The sequence below is a fragment of the Aeromonas sp. FDAARGOS 1419 genome, assembly GCF_019047045.1.
Lineage (GTDB): Bacteria > Pseudomonadota > Gammaproteobacteria > Enterobacterales > Aeromonadaceae > Aeromonas > Aeromonas veronii.
The window spans coordinates 2743043-2760000 of sequence record NZ_CP077209.1 but is presented as its reverse complement, the minus strand read 5'-3'; the positions used below and the strand labels follow the sequence as shown (position 1 = coordinate 2760000).

Sequence of the window (16958 nt, the reverse complement as noted above, 5' to 3'; positions counted from 1 at the left end):
CCATTGATGCCCTGCTTCCAGGAAAAGCCTCTAAGCTTCAGATTACAAGTCATCGTACCCCAAACCGACACAGGTGGTCGGGTAGAGAATACCAAGGCGCTTGAGAGAACTCGGGTGAAGGAACTAGGCAAAATAGAACCGTAACTTCGGGAGAAGGTTCGCTCTTGACAGTGAAGTCCCTTGCGGATGGAGCAGTTGGGAGTCGCAGTGACCAGATGGCTGGGACTGTTTATCAAAAACACAGCACTCTGCAAACACGAAAGTGGACGTATAGGGTGTGACACCTGCCCGGTGCCGGAAGGTTAATTGATGGGGTTAGCGCAAGCGAAGCTCTTGATCGAAGCCCCGGTAAACGGCGGCCGTAACTATAACGGTCCTAAGGTAGCGAAATTCCTTGTCGGGTAAGTTCCGACCTGCACGAATGGTGTAACCATGGCCATGCTGTCTCCACCCGAGACTCAGTGAAATCGAATTCGCCGTGAAGATGCGGTGTACCCGCGGCTAGACGGAAAGACCCCGTGAACCTTTACTACAGCTTGGCACTGAACATTGAACCTACATGTGTAGGATAGGTGGGAGGCTTTGAAGGCGTGACGCCAGTTGCGCTGGAGCCGTCCTTGAAATACCACCCTTGTATGTTTGATGTTCTAACGCAGGGCCCTGAATCGGGCTCGCGGACAGTGCCTGGTGGGTAGTTTGACTGGGGCGGTCTCCTCCCAAAGAGTAACGGAGGAGCACGAAGGTTGGCTAATCCTGGTCGGACATCAGGAGGTTAGTGCAATGGCATAAGCCAGCTTAACTGCGAGACGGACAGGTCGAGCAGGTACGAAAGTAGGTCATAGTGATCCGGTGGTTCTGAATGGAAGGGCCATCGCTCAACGGATAAAAGGTACTCCGGGGATAACAGGCTGATACCGCCCAAGAGTTCATATCGACGGCGGTGTTTGGCACCTCGATGTCGGCTCATCACATCCTGGGGCTGAAGTCGGTCCCAAGGGTATGGCTGTTCGCCATTTAAAGTGGTACGCGAGCTGGGTTCAGAACGTCGTGAGACAGTTCGGTCCCTATCTGCCGTGGGCGTTGGATGATTGAAGGGAGTTGCTCCTAGTACGAGAGGACCGGAGTGAACGAACCTCTGGTGTTCGGGTTGTCACGCCAGTGGCACTGCCCGGTAGCTAAGTTCGGAATCGATAACCGCTGAAAGCATCTAAGCGGGAAGCGAGCCCTGAGATGAGTCATCCCTGACCCCTTGAGGGTCCTAAAGGGCCGTTGGAGACCACAACGTTGATAGGTGGGGTGTGTAAGCGCGGCGACGTGTTGAGCTAACCCATACTAATTACCCGTGAGGCTTAACCATACAACACCCAAGAAGTGTTCTAGGCCTTGTAGCGAATGAACGAACTACTCAAATTCAGTGATAGTGATAAGCCAAGCGCAACATCACTACTCACGTCAGCTTTCTAGATTAAGAATTTGCCTGGCGGCCATAGCGCCGTGGAACCACCTGATCCCATGCCGAACTCAGAAGTGAAACGCGGTAGCGCCGATGGTAGTGTGGCATTCGCCATGCGAGAGTAGGACACTGCTAGGCTCCCAATTTAAGAACCCCGCTCAATGAGCGGGGTTTTTTATTGGCTGCAATTCAGCACGTCACCGGATTATTAGACTTTCCCCTTCTTGTCATTCATTGATTACCCTTCTAAAGCCCCAAAAAGACCTCTTTTTCTGTTCGATATTTGCTCACCAGTTCAATGTGTTGGATACAAAAAGTACAGAATGTGATGCCTCTACCTTTCTTGTGATACCTACTCTGGTTTAATTCTTCAGTCCACATGGATGGACCAAGGAATCACAATAATTTAAGGAATAGACTCATGTTCAAGAGAACAGTAACGATGATGCTGGCGGCGGGAACCCTGGTATTAGGCGGTTGCGCATCCAATGGTGGTGCAGAGCAGGCGGGGGCAGACAACAGCGACTTCGGTGGCAAGTCCATCTACCTGCGCGGGGAGATGAACGACTGGATGGCGACTGATGAAAGCAAGGTTGTCAAGGTGGCCGACAAGCTCTATATGGCCAAAGGCACCCTCAAGAAAGAGTGGGCCCCCTACAAGTTCAAGTTTGCTGATTCAGGCTGGAGCTGCGGTACCAACTTTGGCTACAAGAGCCCGAGTGATGGTGTTGCAGTATTGGGTGGTGAGGCGGTGCCGGTCAACCCCTGCTCCAAGTATGAGGACATGAAGTTCTCACCGGATGCCGATGGCGTTTATGAGTTCTATCTGAATATGGCGGGTGAAACGCCGACTGTTTACGTCAAGAAGCCCTGATCTATCTCTGAGTGTTAAATCTCTCAGCAAATTAATCAGTTAAGTGCCCTGGCCCGGAAATCTGCTGGCCGGGGCATTTTTTTAGGTTAGAATCGGCGCCCTCATGGCATCAGGTGTACTATATGTTGTGCCATTAATATTAGATGGCACCATTAGTTGTGTTTTCTGCTGTTGTCATGATGTTGATGCATTCACATAAGGTTGATTGAAAATGGCTAAATCGAACCCGGTGCTGGAGAGTGAGCTTGGCTCCCGCCTTATCCCCATGCAGGAAACGTCCCTCGAGATCTGGGATAGCAAGTATCGCCTCAAGAGCAAGGATGGCACTCCCATCGACAGCTCTATCGATGAGACTTACCAGCGGGTTGCCCGTGCGTTGGCAGAGCAGGAGCTGGAACCTGAGGCCTGGTATGAGCCGTTCCTGTGGGCGCTGCGCAATGGGGCCATTCCGGCGGGCCGCATCACCTCCAATGCGGGGGCGTTTGAGCACAAGCCTGCCACTTCAACCATCAACTGTACTGTTTCCGGTACCATCGAAGATTCGATGGACGATATCCTTGGCAAGGTGCACGAGGCCGGTCTGACCCTGAAAGCCGGGTGCGGTATCGGCTACGACTTCTCGACCCTGCGCCCGCGCGGTGCCTTTGTCTCCGGTGCCGGTGCCTACACTTCCGGCCCGCTCTCCTTTATGGATATCTATGACAAGATGTGTTTCACCGTCTCGTCAGCCGGTGGCCGTCGCGGCGCCCAGATGGGTACCATGGATATCCGCCATCCCGATGTGATCGAGTTTATTCAGGCCAAGCGTGAAGATGGCCGCCTGCGTCAGTTCAACCTCTCCCTGCTCATCACCGAAGATTTCGTCAAGGCGGTGAAAGAGGATGCCCCCTGGTCGCTAATCTTCCCCTACACCGCCAAAGAGGTGGGGCAGGATGGCATTGCGCTGGACGATCCTGCTCAGGTGCTCTGGGCCGACTGGCCCAACAAGGAAGGGGTTGTATTCAACGAGTTGGGGCAGGTCGCTTGCAAGGTCTACAAGACCCTGCCAGCCCGCAAGCTGTGGAATGTCATCATGACCTCCACCTATGACTATGCAGAGCCCGGCTTCATCCTGATCGACAAGGTCAACCAGATGAACAACAACTGGTTCTGTGAAGAGATCCGCGCGACCAACCCCTGTGGCGAGCAGCCGCTGCCGCCCTACGGTGCCTGTCTGCTGGGCTCGGTCAATCTGACCAAGTTTGTGCGCTACCCTTTCACTGAAAGCGCTGCGTTCGATTGGCAGGCGTTTCGCAAGGTGGTGGCCATCTTTACCCGCATGCTCGACAACGTGGTGGAGATCAACCAACTGCCACTGGCCAAACAGCGCGAGGAGATCACAGCCAAACGCCGGCATGGCATGGGCTTCCTGGGGCTTGGTTCGACCCTCACCATGCTGCAGATCAAGTACGGCTCTGCGGCATCCGTGGCCTTTACCGAGCAGGTATCCCAAGAGCTGGCGATGACCGGCTGGCAGGAGTCCCTGCGCCTTGCCAGGGAGAAGGGCCCGGCGCCCATCATGGAGCAGGAGTTTGAAGTGACTGGCAAGATGCTGCGTCTGCGCCCGGAAATGGCGGCTGATGGCATCAAGGTGGGCGACAAGGTGAAGGGCAAGGTGCTGCACGCACGCTACAGCCGTTACATGCAGCAGGTTGCCGAGGTGGATCCTGCGCTGGTCGCCGAGCTGGCGGAAGTGGGTGGGCGTTTCACTCACCACAGCAGTATTGCGCCGACCGGCACCATCTCGCTGTCACTGGCCAACAACGCCAGCAACGGCATCGAGCCGAGCTTTGCCCACCACTACAGCCGCAACGTCATCAAGCCGGGCAAGAAGAGCAAGGAGAGCGTCGATGTCTACTCCTTCGAGCTGTTGGCCTACCGCGAGCTGGTGAATCCGTCCGCCATGCCCTATGCCGATGATGAGGCGAGCCGTCTGCCGGACTACTTCATTACTGCCGATGACATCACCCCGGCGCAGCATGTGGACATTCAGGCTGCGGCCCAGCGCTGGATCGACTCCTCCATCTCCAAGACCGCCAACGTGCCGACTGATTTCCCGTTCGAGCAGTTCAAGGACATCTACATGTATGCCTCGGACTCTGGCCTCAAGGGCTGCACTACTTTCCGCTTCAATCCGGAGGCCTTCCAGGGCGTGCTGGTGAAGGAGAAGGATCTGGAGAATACCCTGTACGATTTCACCCTGGAGGATGGCTCCGTCATCTCCGTCAAGGGGAACGAAGAGATCGAATACGATGGTGAGCTGCATACCGCCGCCAACCTCTACGACGCCTTGAAAGAAGGCTATTACGGTAAATTCTGAGAACGACATTATGGTCAAGAAGATCGACAAGAAAATCGTCGCCTATAAGGTGCGTACCAAGGATGAGCCGCAAGAAGATCTCTCTGCGCAGGATGACGTGGTGCACATGCACGAAACCGTGCTGCGCCCGGAGCGGCTGATGGGCACCACCTACAAGTTGAAGACGCCGGAGCATGTCTCCGAGCACTCACTGTTCATCACCATCAACGACATTATTCTCAACGAGGGCACGGTTCACGAAACTCGCCGTCCGTTCGAGATCTTCATCAACTCCAAGAGTCTGGAGCACTACCAGTGGATCGTGGCGCTGACCCGCATCATCTCGGCGGTATTCCGCAAGGGTGGGGATGTCACCTTCCTGGTGGAGGAACTGCGTTCAGTATTCGATCCCAAGGGCGGCTACTGGAACAAGGGCAAGTATGTGCCGTCGCTGATCGCCGAAATTGGCAACGTGATCGAGAGCCATCTCACCGAGATAGGCATGCTCAAGGCGCCGGGGTTGGACGAGCATCAGCAGGCATTTCTGGCCGAGAAGCAGGCCGAGTTGAAGGCGGCTCAGGAAGCCGAAGAGCAGCAGGCGAGCAGTGGTTTTCCGGCCAATGCCGCGCTCTGCTACAAGTGCCACACCAAGGCGCTGGTGCTGAAGGATGGCTGCATGACCTGCCTTAACTGCGGCGACTCCAAGTGCGGCTGACAGACAGGCCCAAGTAGTTGAACGATAGAGAAAAGACCGGCCACAGTGCCGGTCTTTTTATTGCTGTTTTTATGCGCAATTACATCAGGCGGCCAAGTGATTTGTTGCGCGATAGTAAAATCGGGCGTAGCGTTGAGGGTAATAAAACTGTCACGGCCGTGTGGTTTCAATGACATCTGAGATTCACACACGTGGCCCTTCAGTGCCAAGGAGGATGCTTATGGACAATACGGACCGAAAGCTGTTTATCCTGGATACCAACGTTCTGCTTCACGAACCCCTCGCTATCTACTCCTTCAAAGAGCACGACGTGCTCATCCCCATGACGGTGCTGGAAGAGCTCGATAACATCAAGGATCGCAACAAGGATGTCAGCCGCGACGCGAGGGTCGCCATCCGTGCGCTGGAAGATGTGTTCCGCGATGCAACCCCGGATCAGATCACTCAGGGCGTTCCGCTGGCTGGCGAAGCGAGCGGCAATATCAGCATCTTCAGCGATCACCATCTGCCGCAGGATGCCGAGGTGTTCACCGACAAGGAGGCCGACAACCGCATCATCAACGCGGCCCTTTATCTGCAAAAGCATGAATTGAAGCGTCAGGTGGTGCTAGTCACCAAAGACATCAACATGCGCCTCAAGGCCAAAGGTGCCGGTCTTGCCCACGTCGAGGATTATCGCAGCGACCAGCTGATCGACGATATCCGCCTGCTGGCCAAGGGCTTTCAGGTAGTGCCCGGCAGCTTCTGGGAGCGCGTCGGCGAGTGCGAGAGCGAGACCCACGGCCGCGACACCATCCATGTGATCGATGCCAACCTGCTGGAGGGGGTTCACGTAAACCAGTATCTGGTGGATGAAGAGAATTTCTTTGCAGCTCGGGTGCTCAGTCACGATGGCCAGAAGATCCGTATCAAGGATCTGGGCCGTGAGCGACTGATGTCCCGCAAGGCGTGGGGTGTACATCCCAAGAACGTCTATCAGGGGATGGCGCTGGATGCACTGCTCGATCCGCACATCGATCTGGTGATCCTGACGGGCCCGGCGGGTTGCGGCAAGACCTTGCTGGCGATGGCTGCTGCGCTGGAGCTGGTGATTGAGAAGGGGATCTACGAGAAGGTGATCGTCACTCGAAATACCCCGGAAATTGCCGAGAGCATCGGCTTCCTGCCAGGCACCGAAGAGGAGAAGATGATGCCCTGGCTGGCGGCGGTGACCGACACCCTGGAGGTGCTGCACAAGCAGGACGAGAACATGAGCGGCTCGCTCAGCTACATCATGGAGAAGGCCAACATCCAGTTCAAATCGGTCAACTTCATGCGCGGGCGCAGCATCCAGAACACCTTCGTGCTGCTGGATGAGTGCCAGAACCTGACCGCGTCCCAGATCAAGACCATCATCACCCGCTGCGGCGAGGGTACCAAGATCGTCTGCTCCGGTAACCTGGCCCAGATCGACTCTAACTACCTGAGCCCGGTGACCTCGGGTCTCACCTACATAGTCGAGCGTTTCAAGGATTTCGACGGCAGTGCCAACATCTTCCTCAACGGCGTGGTGCGCAGCCGACTGGCTTCGTTCGCCGAGGAAAATCTCTGATTTAGATAAATATTTCCAGATACAAAGGGAGGCCAAGCGGCCTCCCTTTTTGATCATGGCGCAGTCTTTATTCCCAAGAGCTATTGGCCAAGATAGCGCAGCAGCCCCGGGTGGTTGCTGTTTTGCAGAATATCCGGCTTGCCTTGCAGGGCGATGCTGCCCTCGTCGACAAACAGCACCTGATCGGCGATAAGCTGGGCATCCTCCGGATTGTGGGAAACCATCAGCACGGTGATGCCTTGCTCGCAGGCGAGGCGGGCTACTTCGGCTAGCATCTCCCGGCGCAGGGCGGGATCGAGGGCCGAGAAGGGCTCATCCAGCAGCAGCAGCGGTTTGCCGCGCACCAACGCGCGAGCCAGCCCGACCCGCTGCTGCTGGCCGCCGGAGAGCTGCTCCGGTAGGCGGCTTAGCATCTCGCCAAGACCAACCCGTGCGGCTGCATCGATCACCTGTGCCCGCTGGGCGGCACTCAGGCGCAGCCCCGGGTGCAAGCCGATGGCGATGTTGTCGAACACCGACAGGTGGAGGAACAGGTTGTGATCCTGAAACAGGGTGGTGACCGGTCGCTCGGCGGGGCCCAGTGGCAGCAGGTCTTCACCATCGAAACTGAGGCGGCCTGATTCCACCGGCACGAAGCCGGCGATCATCCCGAGCAGGGTCGACTTGCCCGCGCCGCTTGGGCCGATCAGCGCGGTGATCTCCCCCTTGGGCAAGGTCGCGCTGAAGCTGACGCGCCAGTCCGGGTAGCTGGTCGCAAGCGTATCAATGTTCAGCATGTTTTCCTCCAAGCCCCCGTTCCACCAGCCAGAACAGGGAGAAACAGAGTGTCAGCAGCAGCAGGGCGGTGGCGGCTGCTTCGGTCAGCCGATAGCTGCCGAGCTGTTGATAGAGCAGCCAGGGCAGGGTGGTAAGCTCCTGACTGCCAAACATGGCGATGGCGCCAAGATCCCCCAGCGAGAGGATCATCGACAGCGCCATCGCCAGTGCCAGCGGGCGGCGCAGCAGCGGCCACTCCACCAGTCGCAGGCGATGCAGGCCGCGCACCCCCAGACTGTCGGCCAGCCGGTCGTATTGGCGCACTACCAGCTGCATGGGGGCTGAGAGGGTGCGCAGCACGTAGGGTAGCGCCATCAGGGCGTTGACCAGTACCACCAGCCAGGGGCCAAGGGCAAAAACATCAGCAAAGGGCATAAACAGGATAAAGAGACCGGTGGAGAGCACCACCGCCGGGATCATCAGGATCATCGAGCCGCTGGCCTCCCACAGGGCGGCAGCCCGCCGCTGGCGGGTGCGCACCTTTAAGTGACGGCTGGTGAGTAGCAGGCCGCTGCCGAGCAGGGTCGCCAGTGTGCCTGCCGCCAGCGCAATCAGCAGCGACTGGCCGCTCGCCTGCCACAGCTTGCTGGACGTGAGCGCCATCAGCAGGCCCGGGTGGAGGCCGGCGACGACGATGGCCAGCAGCGGCGGCAGAAAGATGGCGAGGCCGATACAGAGCGAGAAGAGATCCACCACGGCCGTGCCCGGCTGATGGCGATCCGGCCGCAGACAGGGACGACGGGGTGTCACCCGACTGGCTGGCGTAGTCTGCAGCTTGTGCTGCAGGAGCAGCAGGGTGGCGGTCAGGATGAGCTGCACCAGCGCCAATCCGCCAGCGGTAGCGAGATCGAAATCAAAGCGCAGCGCCTGATAGACAGCCACCTCCAGGGTGGTCGATTTCGGCCCGCCCCCCAGCGCCAGTACGGTAGTGAAGCTGGTGAAGCAGAGCATAAAGATGAGGCTGGCCAGCCCCGGCAAGATGCCGCGAATAAGCGGCCACTCCAGCAGCCGGAAGATATGGGATGAGCGCATGCCGAGCTGGCTGGCGAGGCGCCAGCTCGATTCGGGGATGCTCTCTATGCTCTGCAGCATCAGGCGGGCCGCCAGCGGCATGTTGAAGAAGACGTGGGCCAGCAGAATGCCGAACAGACCGTAGAGGTAGTTGCCGGGATCCAGCCCCAAGGTGCGCAGCAGCTGCGGCAGCCACCCCTGCTTGCCGTGTACCGCTACTATGCCGAAGATGGCGATGATGACCGGCAGTACCAGCGAGAGGCCAAATAGCTTGATCAGCAGGGTTCGGCCAATGAAGCGGCGCCGAGCCAGCGCGCGGGCCACCGGAATGGCGAGCCCCAGACTCAGCAGGGTGGAGAGCAGTGCCTGCCCCAGACTGAAGCCCAGCACATGACGCAGATAAGGATCTGCGAGCAGGGTGCGGGGTGCCAGCGAACCGGCCTGCCACAGCAGGGCTGCGAGCGGCCCGAGGGACAACAACAGGATCAACAGGGTGGCTGCACTGCCCGGCAGCCACCAGAGAGGACGAGCCTGTGGTTTCAGAGAACGGCTCACTGGGTGACGGCTTGCAGCCACTCGCGGATCCACCCTTTGCGATTGGCGGCCACCTCATCGCTGCTGAAGGCGAGCGGCTTGGCTACGGTGATCATCTGCTCGAAACCCTTGGGCAGCGGCGTGTCGATAACCGGATACATCCAGTTTCCGGTCGGGATTTCCTGCTGGAAGGCGGGGCTCACCATAAACTGCAGGAACTGGTCAGCTAGCTTCTCCTGTTTGGCGCTCTTCAGCTTGGCAGCCACTTCTACCTGACGGTAGTGACCCTCTTCGAAGGCGGCAGCCTGATACTGGGGCTTGTTCTCGGCAATCAGGTGATAGGCCGGAGAGGTGGTGTAGGAGAGCACCATGTCCGCTTCACCATCGAGGAACATGCCATAGGCCTCTGACCAACCCTTAGTGACGGTGACCGTCTTTTTGGCAAGCTCGGTCCAGGCGGCAGGCGCCTTGTCGCCGTAGACAGACTTCATCCACAGCATCAGCCCCTGCCCCGGGGTGGAGGTGCGGGGATCCTGATAGATCACTTTGAGGTCGGGACGCTCCACCAGATCTTCCAGGCTCTTGGGCGGCTGCTTGAGTTTGTCTTTGTCATAGACAAAGGCGAAGTAGCCGTAGTCGTAGGGGACGAAGGTGTCATCCTGCCAGCCACCCGGCACCTTGATGCCATCCAGCTTGGCGGGATGGGGGGCGAACAGGCCGCTCTGCTTGGCTTCACTGATGAGGGCATCGTCAAGCCCCAGCACCAGATCGGCCTTGCTGTGGTTGCCCTCCAGCCGCAGCCGGTTGAGGATGGCGACGCCATCTTCGAGGGGAACCAGATTGAGGGTACAGCCGCACTCCTTCTCGAAGGCTTGCTTGATCTTGGGACCGGGCCCCCAGTCGGCAGTGAAGGAGCTGTAGGTGTAGACGGTGAGGGTGTCGGCGGCGAACACATTGGCCGACAGCAGGCCGGTGGTGACCAGCAGCAGGGTCTTCATGGGTGGCACTCCCTATTACTTGTTAATAACGAGGTGCCAGCGGGTGAGGGCGCAAAAAATGAGCGCCATGCCTCAAATTCCTCCGCCAGCATTATCTGGATCAGGTACACGGGTATAATCTCAGCGGTAAACCGCACCCCGTTTGAGAAACGAACCGCATTGTATTAACGTTCTTTTGGGTAGACCAGCACAATTGTGCAATACCCATGAGATGACGCCCACCCAACAGAGGATGTTCGCGTGCTTACCAATACCAAGGAAAGGCGTGCCTTTGCGCGCATGGTCATCAATGCTCCGGTCACCGTCTATCAGCAGCAGTTGGTGCTGGAGGGGATCTGCCGAGATCTCAGTGCCAACGGCATGGGGATTGCGGTCTCTGAACACCAGCTCGACATCAATCAGCCCATCCGGATCAGTCTTGCCACCAACAACAATCTGTTGCCCCCCTTTGAAGCCCATGCCCGTATTATCCGGGTGCTGGAGGAGGAGAGCGGGTTGCTGCTGGCGGTAGAGTTTCTGCCTCAGGGTTAATCCTCTCTCCCCATCGGCAGAGGGAGGGGATTACCCTTTTTCCTGAACCGGCTGCACACTCAACTGCTTGCTATCGACCAGCGTTTTGCTGGTCGATGCTATTTGGCCCGCAGGCAAAGTGGCGGGACCGGTGGGTTCGAGCAGCAGGTAGTTCTGCCCCTGCCAGTTGAGGGTCACATCCCCCGGCTTGGCGGGCAGGTCAACAGCCAGCAGGGCATGGCCGGGGACGAACACCATGGCCTGTTTCAGCTCGGGAAAGAGTTGGGCCAGCATGGCGGCCATCAGGGTTACCTTGCTGTCGCAGTCCCCCCGGTTCTGCTCCAGCACCTGACGGGGCGGGAGAAAGCCCTTGCCCTGTCTTCCATTCAGGCTATCGAGCTGCTGATAGGGGATGCTCTGGATAAAGGTGAGCATATGGGCCACGGTCTTCTGGCGCGCTTCCGTTTCGGTGCTGCCCTGCTGCTTGAGTTGATCCGCCAGCGGAGCCAGCCCGCTGCGACTCTCCAGCGCGATGCGCACATGGTCCTGCTTCACCGCCAGCTGCCCGTCGGGGGTGTTGAAGTACTGGAAGTAGTGTTTGGTCAGCCACGCCTGCTCCTCTTTGCTCCGCTTGGACTGCAGAAAGGCCATCGCCTCGCGCGCCTTGTCCTGATTGCGGCTTTTCAGATGCAGCTCAAGCGAGGGGCGGGCGAGGGTGAACTGCACCTCGGGGTAGTTCTGGCGCACCTCCCGCAGCAACACCTGCAATACCTCCTCCTGCATTCTCGCCGGGCGATAGGCGATAAGAGGCGGCAACTTGCCCTGTTCGAGCCGGTAGGTGAGCTGTTGGGGTTTGCCTTCGCTATCCTGCCAGCCGACGCTGATCTGGCCGAGGCTGTTGTTGAAGCTGGTTTGGCTGGCCCCCGCAGGCAGGGCAAGCAGCAGGGCACAGAGCAGAGGAATTGCCGTCGGTCTCTTCATCATCCTTTCCTGTGGCACGGGCCAGTTCCGGTGGCCCAAAGTGGGAAGCGTAGCGGACAGTAAAACAGGGAGCCGAAGCTCCCTGTTGATTCTACTCGTTTTTTTTCAACTGGCGCGTTAAATCCAGCTCGGCTGCTTCGCCTCAAAAGCGTTGATGGCGGCCTCGTGCTGCAGAGTCAGGCCGATGGCATCCAAGCCGTTGAGCAGGCAGTAACGGCGAAACTCGTCGATCTCGAAACCGAAGCTGAGTTTGCCGGCGCGTACCTGATTGGCTTCCAGATCCACTTCGATCTCGATGCCCGGCTTGGCGGCCACCAGCTGGAACAGGGTGTCGACCTCCTCCTCCTTCAGGCGCACCGGTACCATGCCGTTGTTGATGGCGTTGCCGTAGAAAATATCGGCAAAGCTCGGGGCTATGATGGTCTTGAAGCCGTAGTCGGCCAGCGCCCAGGGGGCGTGCTCGCGACTAGACCCGCAGCCGAAGTTCTCGCGGGCCAGCAGAATGCTGGCACCGGCAAATTGCGGTTGGTTCAGTACAAACTCGGGGTTGGGCTGCTGGCCGGCATCGTCCAGAAAGCGCCAGTCGTGGAACAGGTGCTTGCCAAAACCGATGCGGTTTACTTTTTGCAAAAACTGTTTGGGAATGATTGCGTCGGTGTCGACGTTGGCGCTGTCGAGGGGGACGACGATCCCTTTATGCTGTTTGAATCCTGTCATCGAAATGTCCTCTTACAGTGCGCGAATGTCGGCGAAGCGGCCGGTGACGGCGGCAGCGGCGGCCATGGCCGGGCTCACCAGATGGGTGCGGCCGGCGCGGCCCTGACGCCCTTCGAAGTTGCGGTTGCTGGTGGAGGCGCAGCGCTCCCCCGGTTGCAGCCGGTCGTTGTTCATCGCCAGACACATGGAGCAGCCCGGAAGGCGCCACTCAAAACCGGCCTCGATGAAGATCTTGTCCAGACCCTCGGCTTCGGCCTGGGCCTTCACCTGCTCGGAGCCCGGCACCACCAGCGCCTGCACGCCAGTGGCAACCTTGCGACCACGAGCGATGGCGGCGGCAGCACGCAGATCCTCGATGCGGCTGTTGGTGCACGACCCGATAAACACCTTGTCGATGGCGACGTCTGAGAGCTTCTGGCCCGGTTGCAAGTCCATGTAGGCGAGCGCCTTGCGGGCAGACTGCTGCTCCATCAGATCGCTGAAGGATTCCGGCGCCGGAATCGGCTCATTGACGGCAATCACCTGACCCGGATTGGTCCCCCAGGTGACCTGCGGGGCGATATCGGCGGCGTCCAGCACCACTTCGGCATCGAAACGGGCACCTTCATCGCTCTTGAGGCTCTGCCAGTAGGCGATGGCCTGCTCCAGTACCTCGCCCTTGGGAGCAAACTCCTTGCCACGGATGTAGTCGATGGTGGTCTGGTCGGGGGCGATCATGCCCGCCTTGGCGCCGAGCTCGATGGCCATGTTGCACACCGTCATCCGCCCTTCCATGGAGAGGCTCGCAATGGCCTCGCCAGCAAACTCCACCACGTAGCCGGTACCACCGGCATGGCCGACCTTGCCGATAATGGCCAGCACCACGTCCTTGGCGCTGATGCCCTCCGCCAGCTTGCCGTTGACCGAAATGCGCATGGTCTTGGCGCGCCCCTGTTTCAGGGTCTGGGTGGCCATCACATGTTCCACTTCGGAAGTGCCGATGCCGAACGCCAGCGAGCCGAAGGCGCCGTGGGTGGCGGTGTGAGAGTCGCCGCAGACGATGGTGGTGCCGGGCAGGGTAATGCCGAGCTCGGGCCCCATCACATGGACGATCCCCTGATATTTGTGGTTGAGATCGTAGAGGCGAACCCCGAACGCCTTGCAGTTGTCGGCCAGCGTCTCCATCTGGATGCGGGCCATCTCGCCGGAGGCGGCGATGTCCTTGGTAGTGGTGGAGACGTTGTGATCCATGGTGGCCCAGGTCAGATCCGGGCGGCGCAGCTGGCGATTCATGGCGCGCAGGCCGTCGAATGCTTGCGGGCTGGTCACTTCATGCACCAGATGGCGGTCGATGTAGATGAGGGGGGTCTCCCCTTCCACTTCCCGTACCACGTGGGCGTCGAATACTTTCTGATAGAGGGTCTTGGCCATTGCTTCTCTCTTCCTTGTTCTCTGTTATGCGGCTCAGATCCGGGCGGCGATCTGGCTACCCATCTCGGACGTGCTCTGCACCGGATGGCGGGCGCTGGCCTGATGCAGGTCGGCGGTGAAGTAACCCTCGGCCAGGGTCTGGGCCACGGCCTGCTCAATGGCTTGAGCTGCGGCTTCCTGGCCCAGGCTGTAGCGCAGCATCAGGGCGGCGGAGAGGATCTGGGCGATGGGGTTGGCAATCCCTTTGCCGGCGATATCCGGGGCCGAACCACCGGCCGGTTCGAACAGGCCGAAACCCGATTCGTTGAGGCTAGCGGAGGGGAGCAGCCCCATGGAGCCAGTGATCATGGCGCACTCGTCGGAGAGGATGTCACCAAACAGGTTGGAGCAGAGCAGCACGTCGAACTGGGATGGATCCTTGATGAGCTGCATAGTGGCGTTGTCGATGTACATATGGTTAAGTTCGACATCGGGATAATCCTTGGCAACTTGCGTCACCACCTCGCGCCACAGAATGGAAGAGGCGAGCACGTTGGCCTTGTCGATGGAGGTGACCTTGCCACGGCGCACACGCGCCGACTCGAACGCAATCTTGGCGATGCGCTCAATCTCGAAGCGATGGTACACCTCGGTGTCGAATGCCTTCTCGTTCGCCCCTTCTCCCTCGCGCCCCTTGGGCTGGCCGAAATAGATGCCGCCGGTCAGCTCGCGCACACAGGCGATGTCAAATCCGCGATCGGAGATGTCGGCACGCAGGGGTGAGAACTGCTCCAGACCGGTGTAGATGCGGGCCGGACGCAGGTTGCAGAACAGCTTGAAGTGGGCGCGCAGGGGCAGCAGGGCGCCACGTTCCGGCTGATCGTTGGGGGGCAGATGTTCCCATTTCGGACCGCCCACCGAGCCAAACAGCACGGCATCGGCTGCTTCACAACCTTTGATGGTGCTTTGCGGCAGCGGGGTGCCGTGGTTGTCGATAGCGATGCCGCCCACGTCGTGGTGATCATACTCGAAGGCGAGGCCGAACCGGGCCTGCACCTTCTCCAGCACCTTGATTGCCTCGGCCATCACTTCAGGGCCAATGCCGTCACCCGGCAATACTGCGATCCGATAACTGCTCATACACTCTCCATCCTGATATTGTCATTCCATGCCGTCTGTTTGGTTCCGAGCCCTGTTCAGACGGTTTCTGATTTGATGCTGTTATTGCGTTCCATCTGCTCGGCCACCTGATCGGCGCGCCAGATGCTGTTGATCACATGGAGCAGGGCGTGGGCCGAGGATTCGATGATGTCGGTGGCCAGCCCCATGCCGTGGAATTTGCGCCCCTTGTACTCGGCGACGATATCGACCTGACCGAGGGCATCTTCCCCTTCGCCCTTGCTCTTGAGGGCATATTTGTCGATGCGGATCTCATAGCCGGTGATGCGGTTGATGCACTGGTAGACCGCATCCACCGGGCCATTGCCGGTGGCCGCTTCGCAGACCAGATCCTGTCCCACCTTCAATTTGACCGAGGCGGTGGCCAGTACCGAGCTGCCGCTCTGCACCCCGAGGTACTCCAGCTTGAAGTGCTCCGGCTCTTCGTGGATCTGGCTGAAGAAGGCCAGCGCTTCGAGGTCGTAGTCGAACACCTGCCCCTTCTTGTCGGCCAGGGTCAGGAACTTGCCGTAGAGGTGGTCGAGGTCGTAGCTGCTCTCGGCGTAGCCCATGGACTCCATCCGGTGCTTGATGACGTGACGGCCGGAGCGGGAGGTCATGTTGAGGTTGTTCTGGGTCAGGCCGATGCTCTCGGGAGTGATGATTTCGTAGGTATTTTTCGCCTTGAGCACCCCATCCTGATGGATGCCGGAGCTATGGGAGAAAGCGTTGGCCCCGACGATCGCCTTGTTGGGCTGCACCGGCATGTTGCACAGCTGGCTGACCAGCGTGCTGGTGCGATGAATTTCGCTGTGGCGGATATTGGTTTGTACCCCGAGCAGGTCGGCGCGGGTTTTAAGGATCATCGCCACCTCTTCCAGCGAGCAGTTGCCCGCCCGCTCGCCGATGCCGTTGATGGTGCACTCGATCTGTCGGGCTCCCATCTGCACCGCGCCGATGGAGTTGGCCACCGAGAGTCCCAGATCGTCGTGACAGTGGACCGAGATGATCGCCTTGTCGATATTGGGGACCCGGTTGAACAGGGTGTGGATGATGCCGGAGAACTCGGTCGGCACCGTGTAGCCCACGGTGTCCGGGATATTGATGGTGCGGGCCCCCGCCTTGATGGCGGCCTCCACCATGCGGCAGAGATTATCGATCGGCGTGCGGCCCGCATCCTCGCAGGAGAACTCCACGTCATCGGTGTAGCGCAAGGCGTGCTTGATGGCGCCGACCCCCATCTCCAGCACATCCTCGAAGCTCTTTTTCAGCTTGCTCTCCACATGAATGGAGGAGGTGGAGATAAAGGTGTGGATGCGAAACGCTTCGGCGACCCGCAAGGCTTCGCCGGCGGCGTCGATATCCTTGGGCAGGGCGCGGGCGAGGGCGCAGACCCGGCTGTTTTTGATGTGGCGGGCTATGGTCTGCACCGATTGAAAATCGCCGGGAGAAGAGACCGGGAAGCCCACCTCCATGACGTCGACACCGAGCCGCTCCAGTGCCTGGGCGATCTGCAGCTTCTCCTTGACTGTCAAACTGGCCGCCAGGGCCTGCTCACCATCACGCAAGGTGGTGTCGAATATGATGACCCGATCTGACATGTGACTTCCCTCTTCCTAAGTTCGGTAACGTGCATCCTGCGGCGGCATAAAAAAACCCGTGCAGGGTGCACGGGTTTTTGTAAATTCCGGCTATGCCTTAGCCCGGCTACAAGGATCCCGCGCGAGTTAACGCGATTAGGGAGATTAGTAGTAGCGGGGTGGCGATACGCATGACGTTGTTATTCCTTCCAGTCGATAACGCTTTTACCAATATCGAGATTTTTATGCTGTGTCAACACGGAAGGTCAGGGGCAATCTGCTGACGTATTTAA

Annotated in this window: 13 protein-coding genes, 2 rRNA genes and 1 riboswitch (1 of these 16 cut by a window edge); of the genes, 7 read left to right on the top strand and 8 right to left on the bottom strand. The window is 59.0% G+C overall.

Annotated elements, in window-relative coordinates; translation table 11 throughout:
• The 6 genes from I6L49_RS12370 to I6L49_RS12345 form a co-directional block, all read left to right on the top strand.
• Positions 1-1357, top strand: a 23S ribosomal RNA gene (locus I6L49_RS12370); it begins 1533 nt to the left of the window's first position.
• A 119-nt stretch (positions 1358-1476) separates the two neighbouring features.
• Positions 1477-1591, top strand: a 5S ribosomal RNA gene (gene rrf, locus I6L49_RS12365).
• Between the two features lie 283 nt (positions 1592-1874).
• Complete coding sequence (locus tag I6L49_RS12360) at positions 1875-2327, top strand: pullulanase (protein WP_005349109.1); 453 nt, start codon at positions 1875-1877, stop codon at positions 2325-2327.
• Positions 2328-2538: 211 nt separating this feature from the next.
• Entirely contained in the window at positions 2539-4686 is a 2148-nt protein-coding gene (locus I6L49_RS12355; protein WP_216949645.1) for an adenosylcobalamin-dependent ribonucleoside-diphosphate reductase, read from the top strand.
• 10 nt (positions 4687-4696) lie between these two features.
• Entirely contained in the window at positions 4697-5380 is a 684-nt protein-coding gene (locus tag I6L49_RS12350) for an NrdJb (RefSeq protein ID WP_021231985.1), read from the top strand.
• A 220-nt stretch (positions 5381-5600) separates the two neighbouring features.
• A complete protein-coding gene (locus I6L49_RS12345) occupies positions 5601-6971 on the top strand; it encodes a PhoH family protein (protein ID WP_216949644.1) in 1371 nt (456 codons plus the stop codon).
• 80 nt (positions 6972-7051) lie between these two features.
• On the opposite strand, the gene thiQ is transcribed toward I6L49_RS12345, so the two are convergent.
• From thiQ to thiB, 3 genes are read right to left on the bottom strand one after another with little or no spacing between them, the layout of a single operon-like run.
• Complete coding sequence (thiQ, locus tag I6L49_RS12340) at positions 7052-7747, bottom strand: thiamine ABC transporter ATP-binding protein (protein WP_216949643.1); 696 nt, start codon at positions 7745-7747, stop codon at positions 7052-7054.
• Positions 7734-9353 carry a thiamine/thiamine pyrophosphate ABC transporter permease gene (thiP, locus tag I6L49_RS12335; RefSeq protein WP_216949642.1) on the bottom strand — a complete coding sequence of 540 codons (1620 nt, stop codon included), beginning with the start codon at positions 9351-9353 and terminating at the stop codon, positions 7734-7736. The genes thiQ and thiP overlap by 14 nt, the downstream gene beginning before the upstream one ends.
• Positions 9350-10330, bottom strand: a complete 981-nt coding sequence (gene thiB / locus I6L49_RS12330; protein WP_111900664.1) for a thiamine ABC transporter substrate binding subunit — start codon at positions 10328-10330, stop codon at positions 9350-9352. Before thiB ends, thiP begins: the two co-directional genes overlap by 4 nt.
• Before the next feature lie 60 nt (positions 10331-10390).
• Positions 10391-10481: riboswitch (TPP riboswitch) on the bottom strand.
• Positions 10482-10570: 89 nt separating this feature from the next.
• On the opposite strand from thiB, the gene I6L49_RS12325 reads away from it, so the two are divergent.
• Positions 10571-10861 (top strand): PilZ domain-containing protein, encoded by a 291-nt coding sequence (locus I6L49_RS12325; RefSeq protein ID WP_005339160.1) that lies wholly within the window; start codon positions 10571-10573, stop codon positions 10859-10861.
• A gap of 30 nt (positions 10862-10891) precedes the next feature.
• On the opposite strand, the gene I6L49_RS12320 is transcribed toward I6L49_RS12325, so the two are convergent.
• From I6L49_RS12320 to leuA, 5 genes are all read right to left on the bottom strand, one after another.
• Positions 10892-11821 carry a hypothetical protein gene (locus I6L49_RS12320; protein WP_005358183.1) on the bottom strand — a complete coding sequence of 310 codons (930 nt, stop codon included), beginning with the start codon at positions 11819-11821 and terminating at the stop codon, positions 10892-10894.
• Positions 11822-11938: 117 nt separating this feature from the next.
• The gene (gene leuD / locus I6L49_RS12315) at positions 11939-12538 is read right to left on the bottom strand and encodes a 3-isopropylmalate dehydratase small subunit (RefSeq protein ID WP_216949641.1); all 600 of its coding nucleotides are present in this window, start codon (positions 12536-12538) and stop codon (positions 11939-11941) included.
• Positions 12539-12550: 12 nt separating this feature from the next.
• Positions 12551-13948: a 3-isopropylmalate dehydratase large subunit gene (leuC, locus tag I6L49_RS12310; protein WP_216949640.1), complete on the bottom strand. Its 1398-nt coding sequence runs from the start codon at positions 13946-13948 to the stop codon at positions 12551-12553.
• A gap of 33 nt (positions 13949-13981) precedes the next feature.
• Positions 13982-15067, bottom strand: coding sequence for a 3-isopropylmalate dehydrogenase (gene leuB, locus I6L49_RS12305; RefSeq protein ID WP_216949639.1), 1086 nt, complete (start codon positions 15065-15067; stop codon positions 13982-13984).
• A gap of 56 nt (positions 15068-15123) precedes the next feature.
• Positions 15124-16686, bottom strand: coding sequence for a 2-isopropylmalate synthase (gene leuA, locus I6L49_RS12300; protein WP_101531614.1), 1563 nt, complete (start codon positions 16684-16686; stop codon positions 15124-15126).
• Positions 16687-16958: the final 272 nt, after the last annotated feature.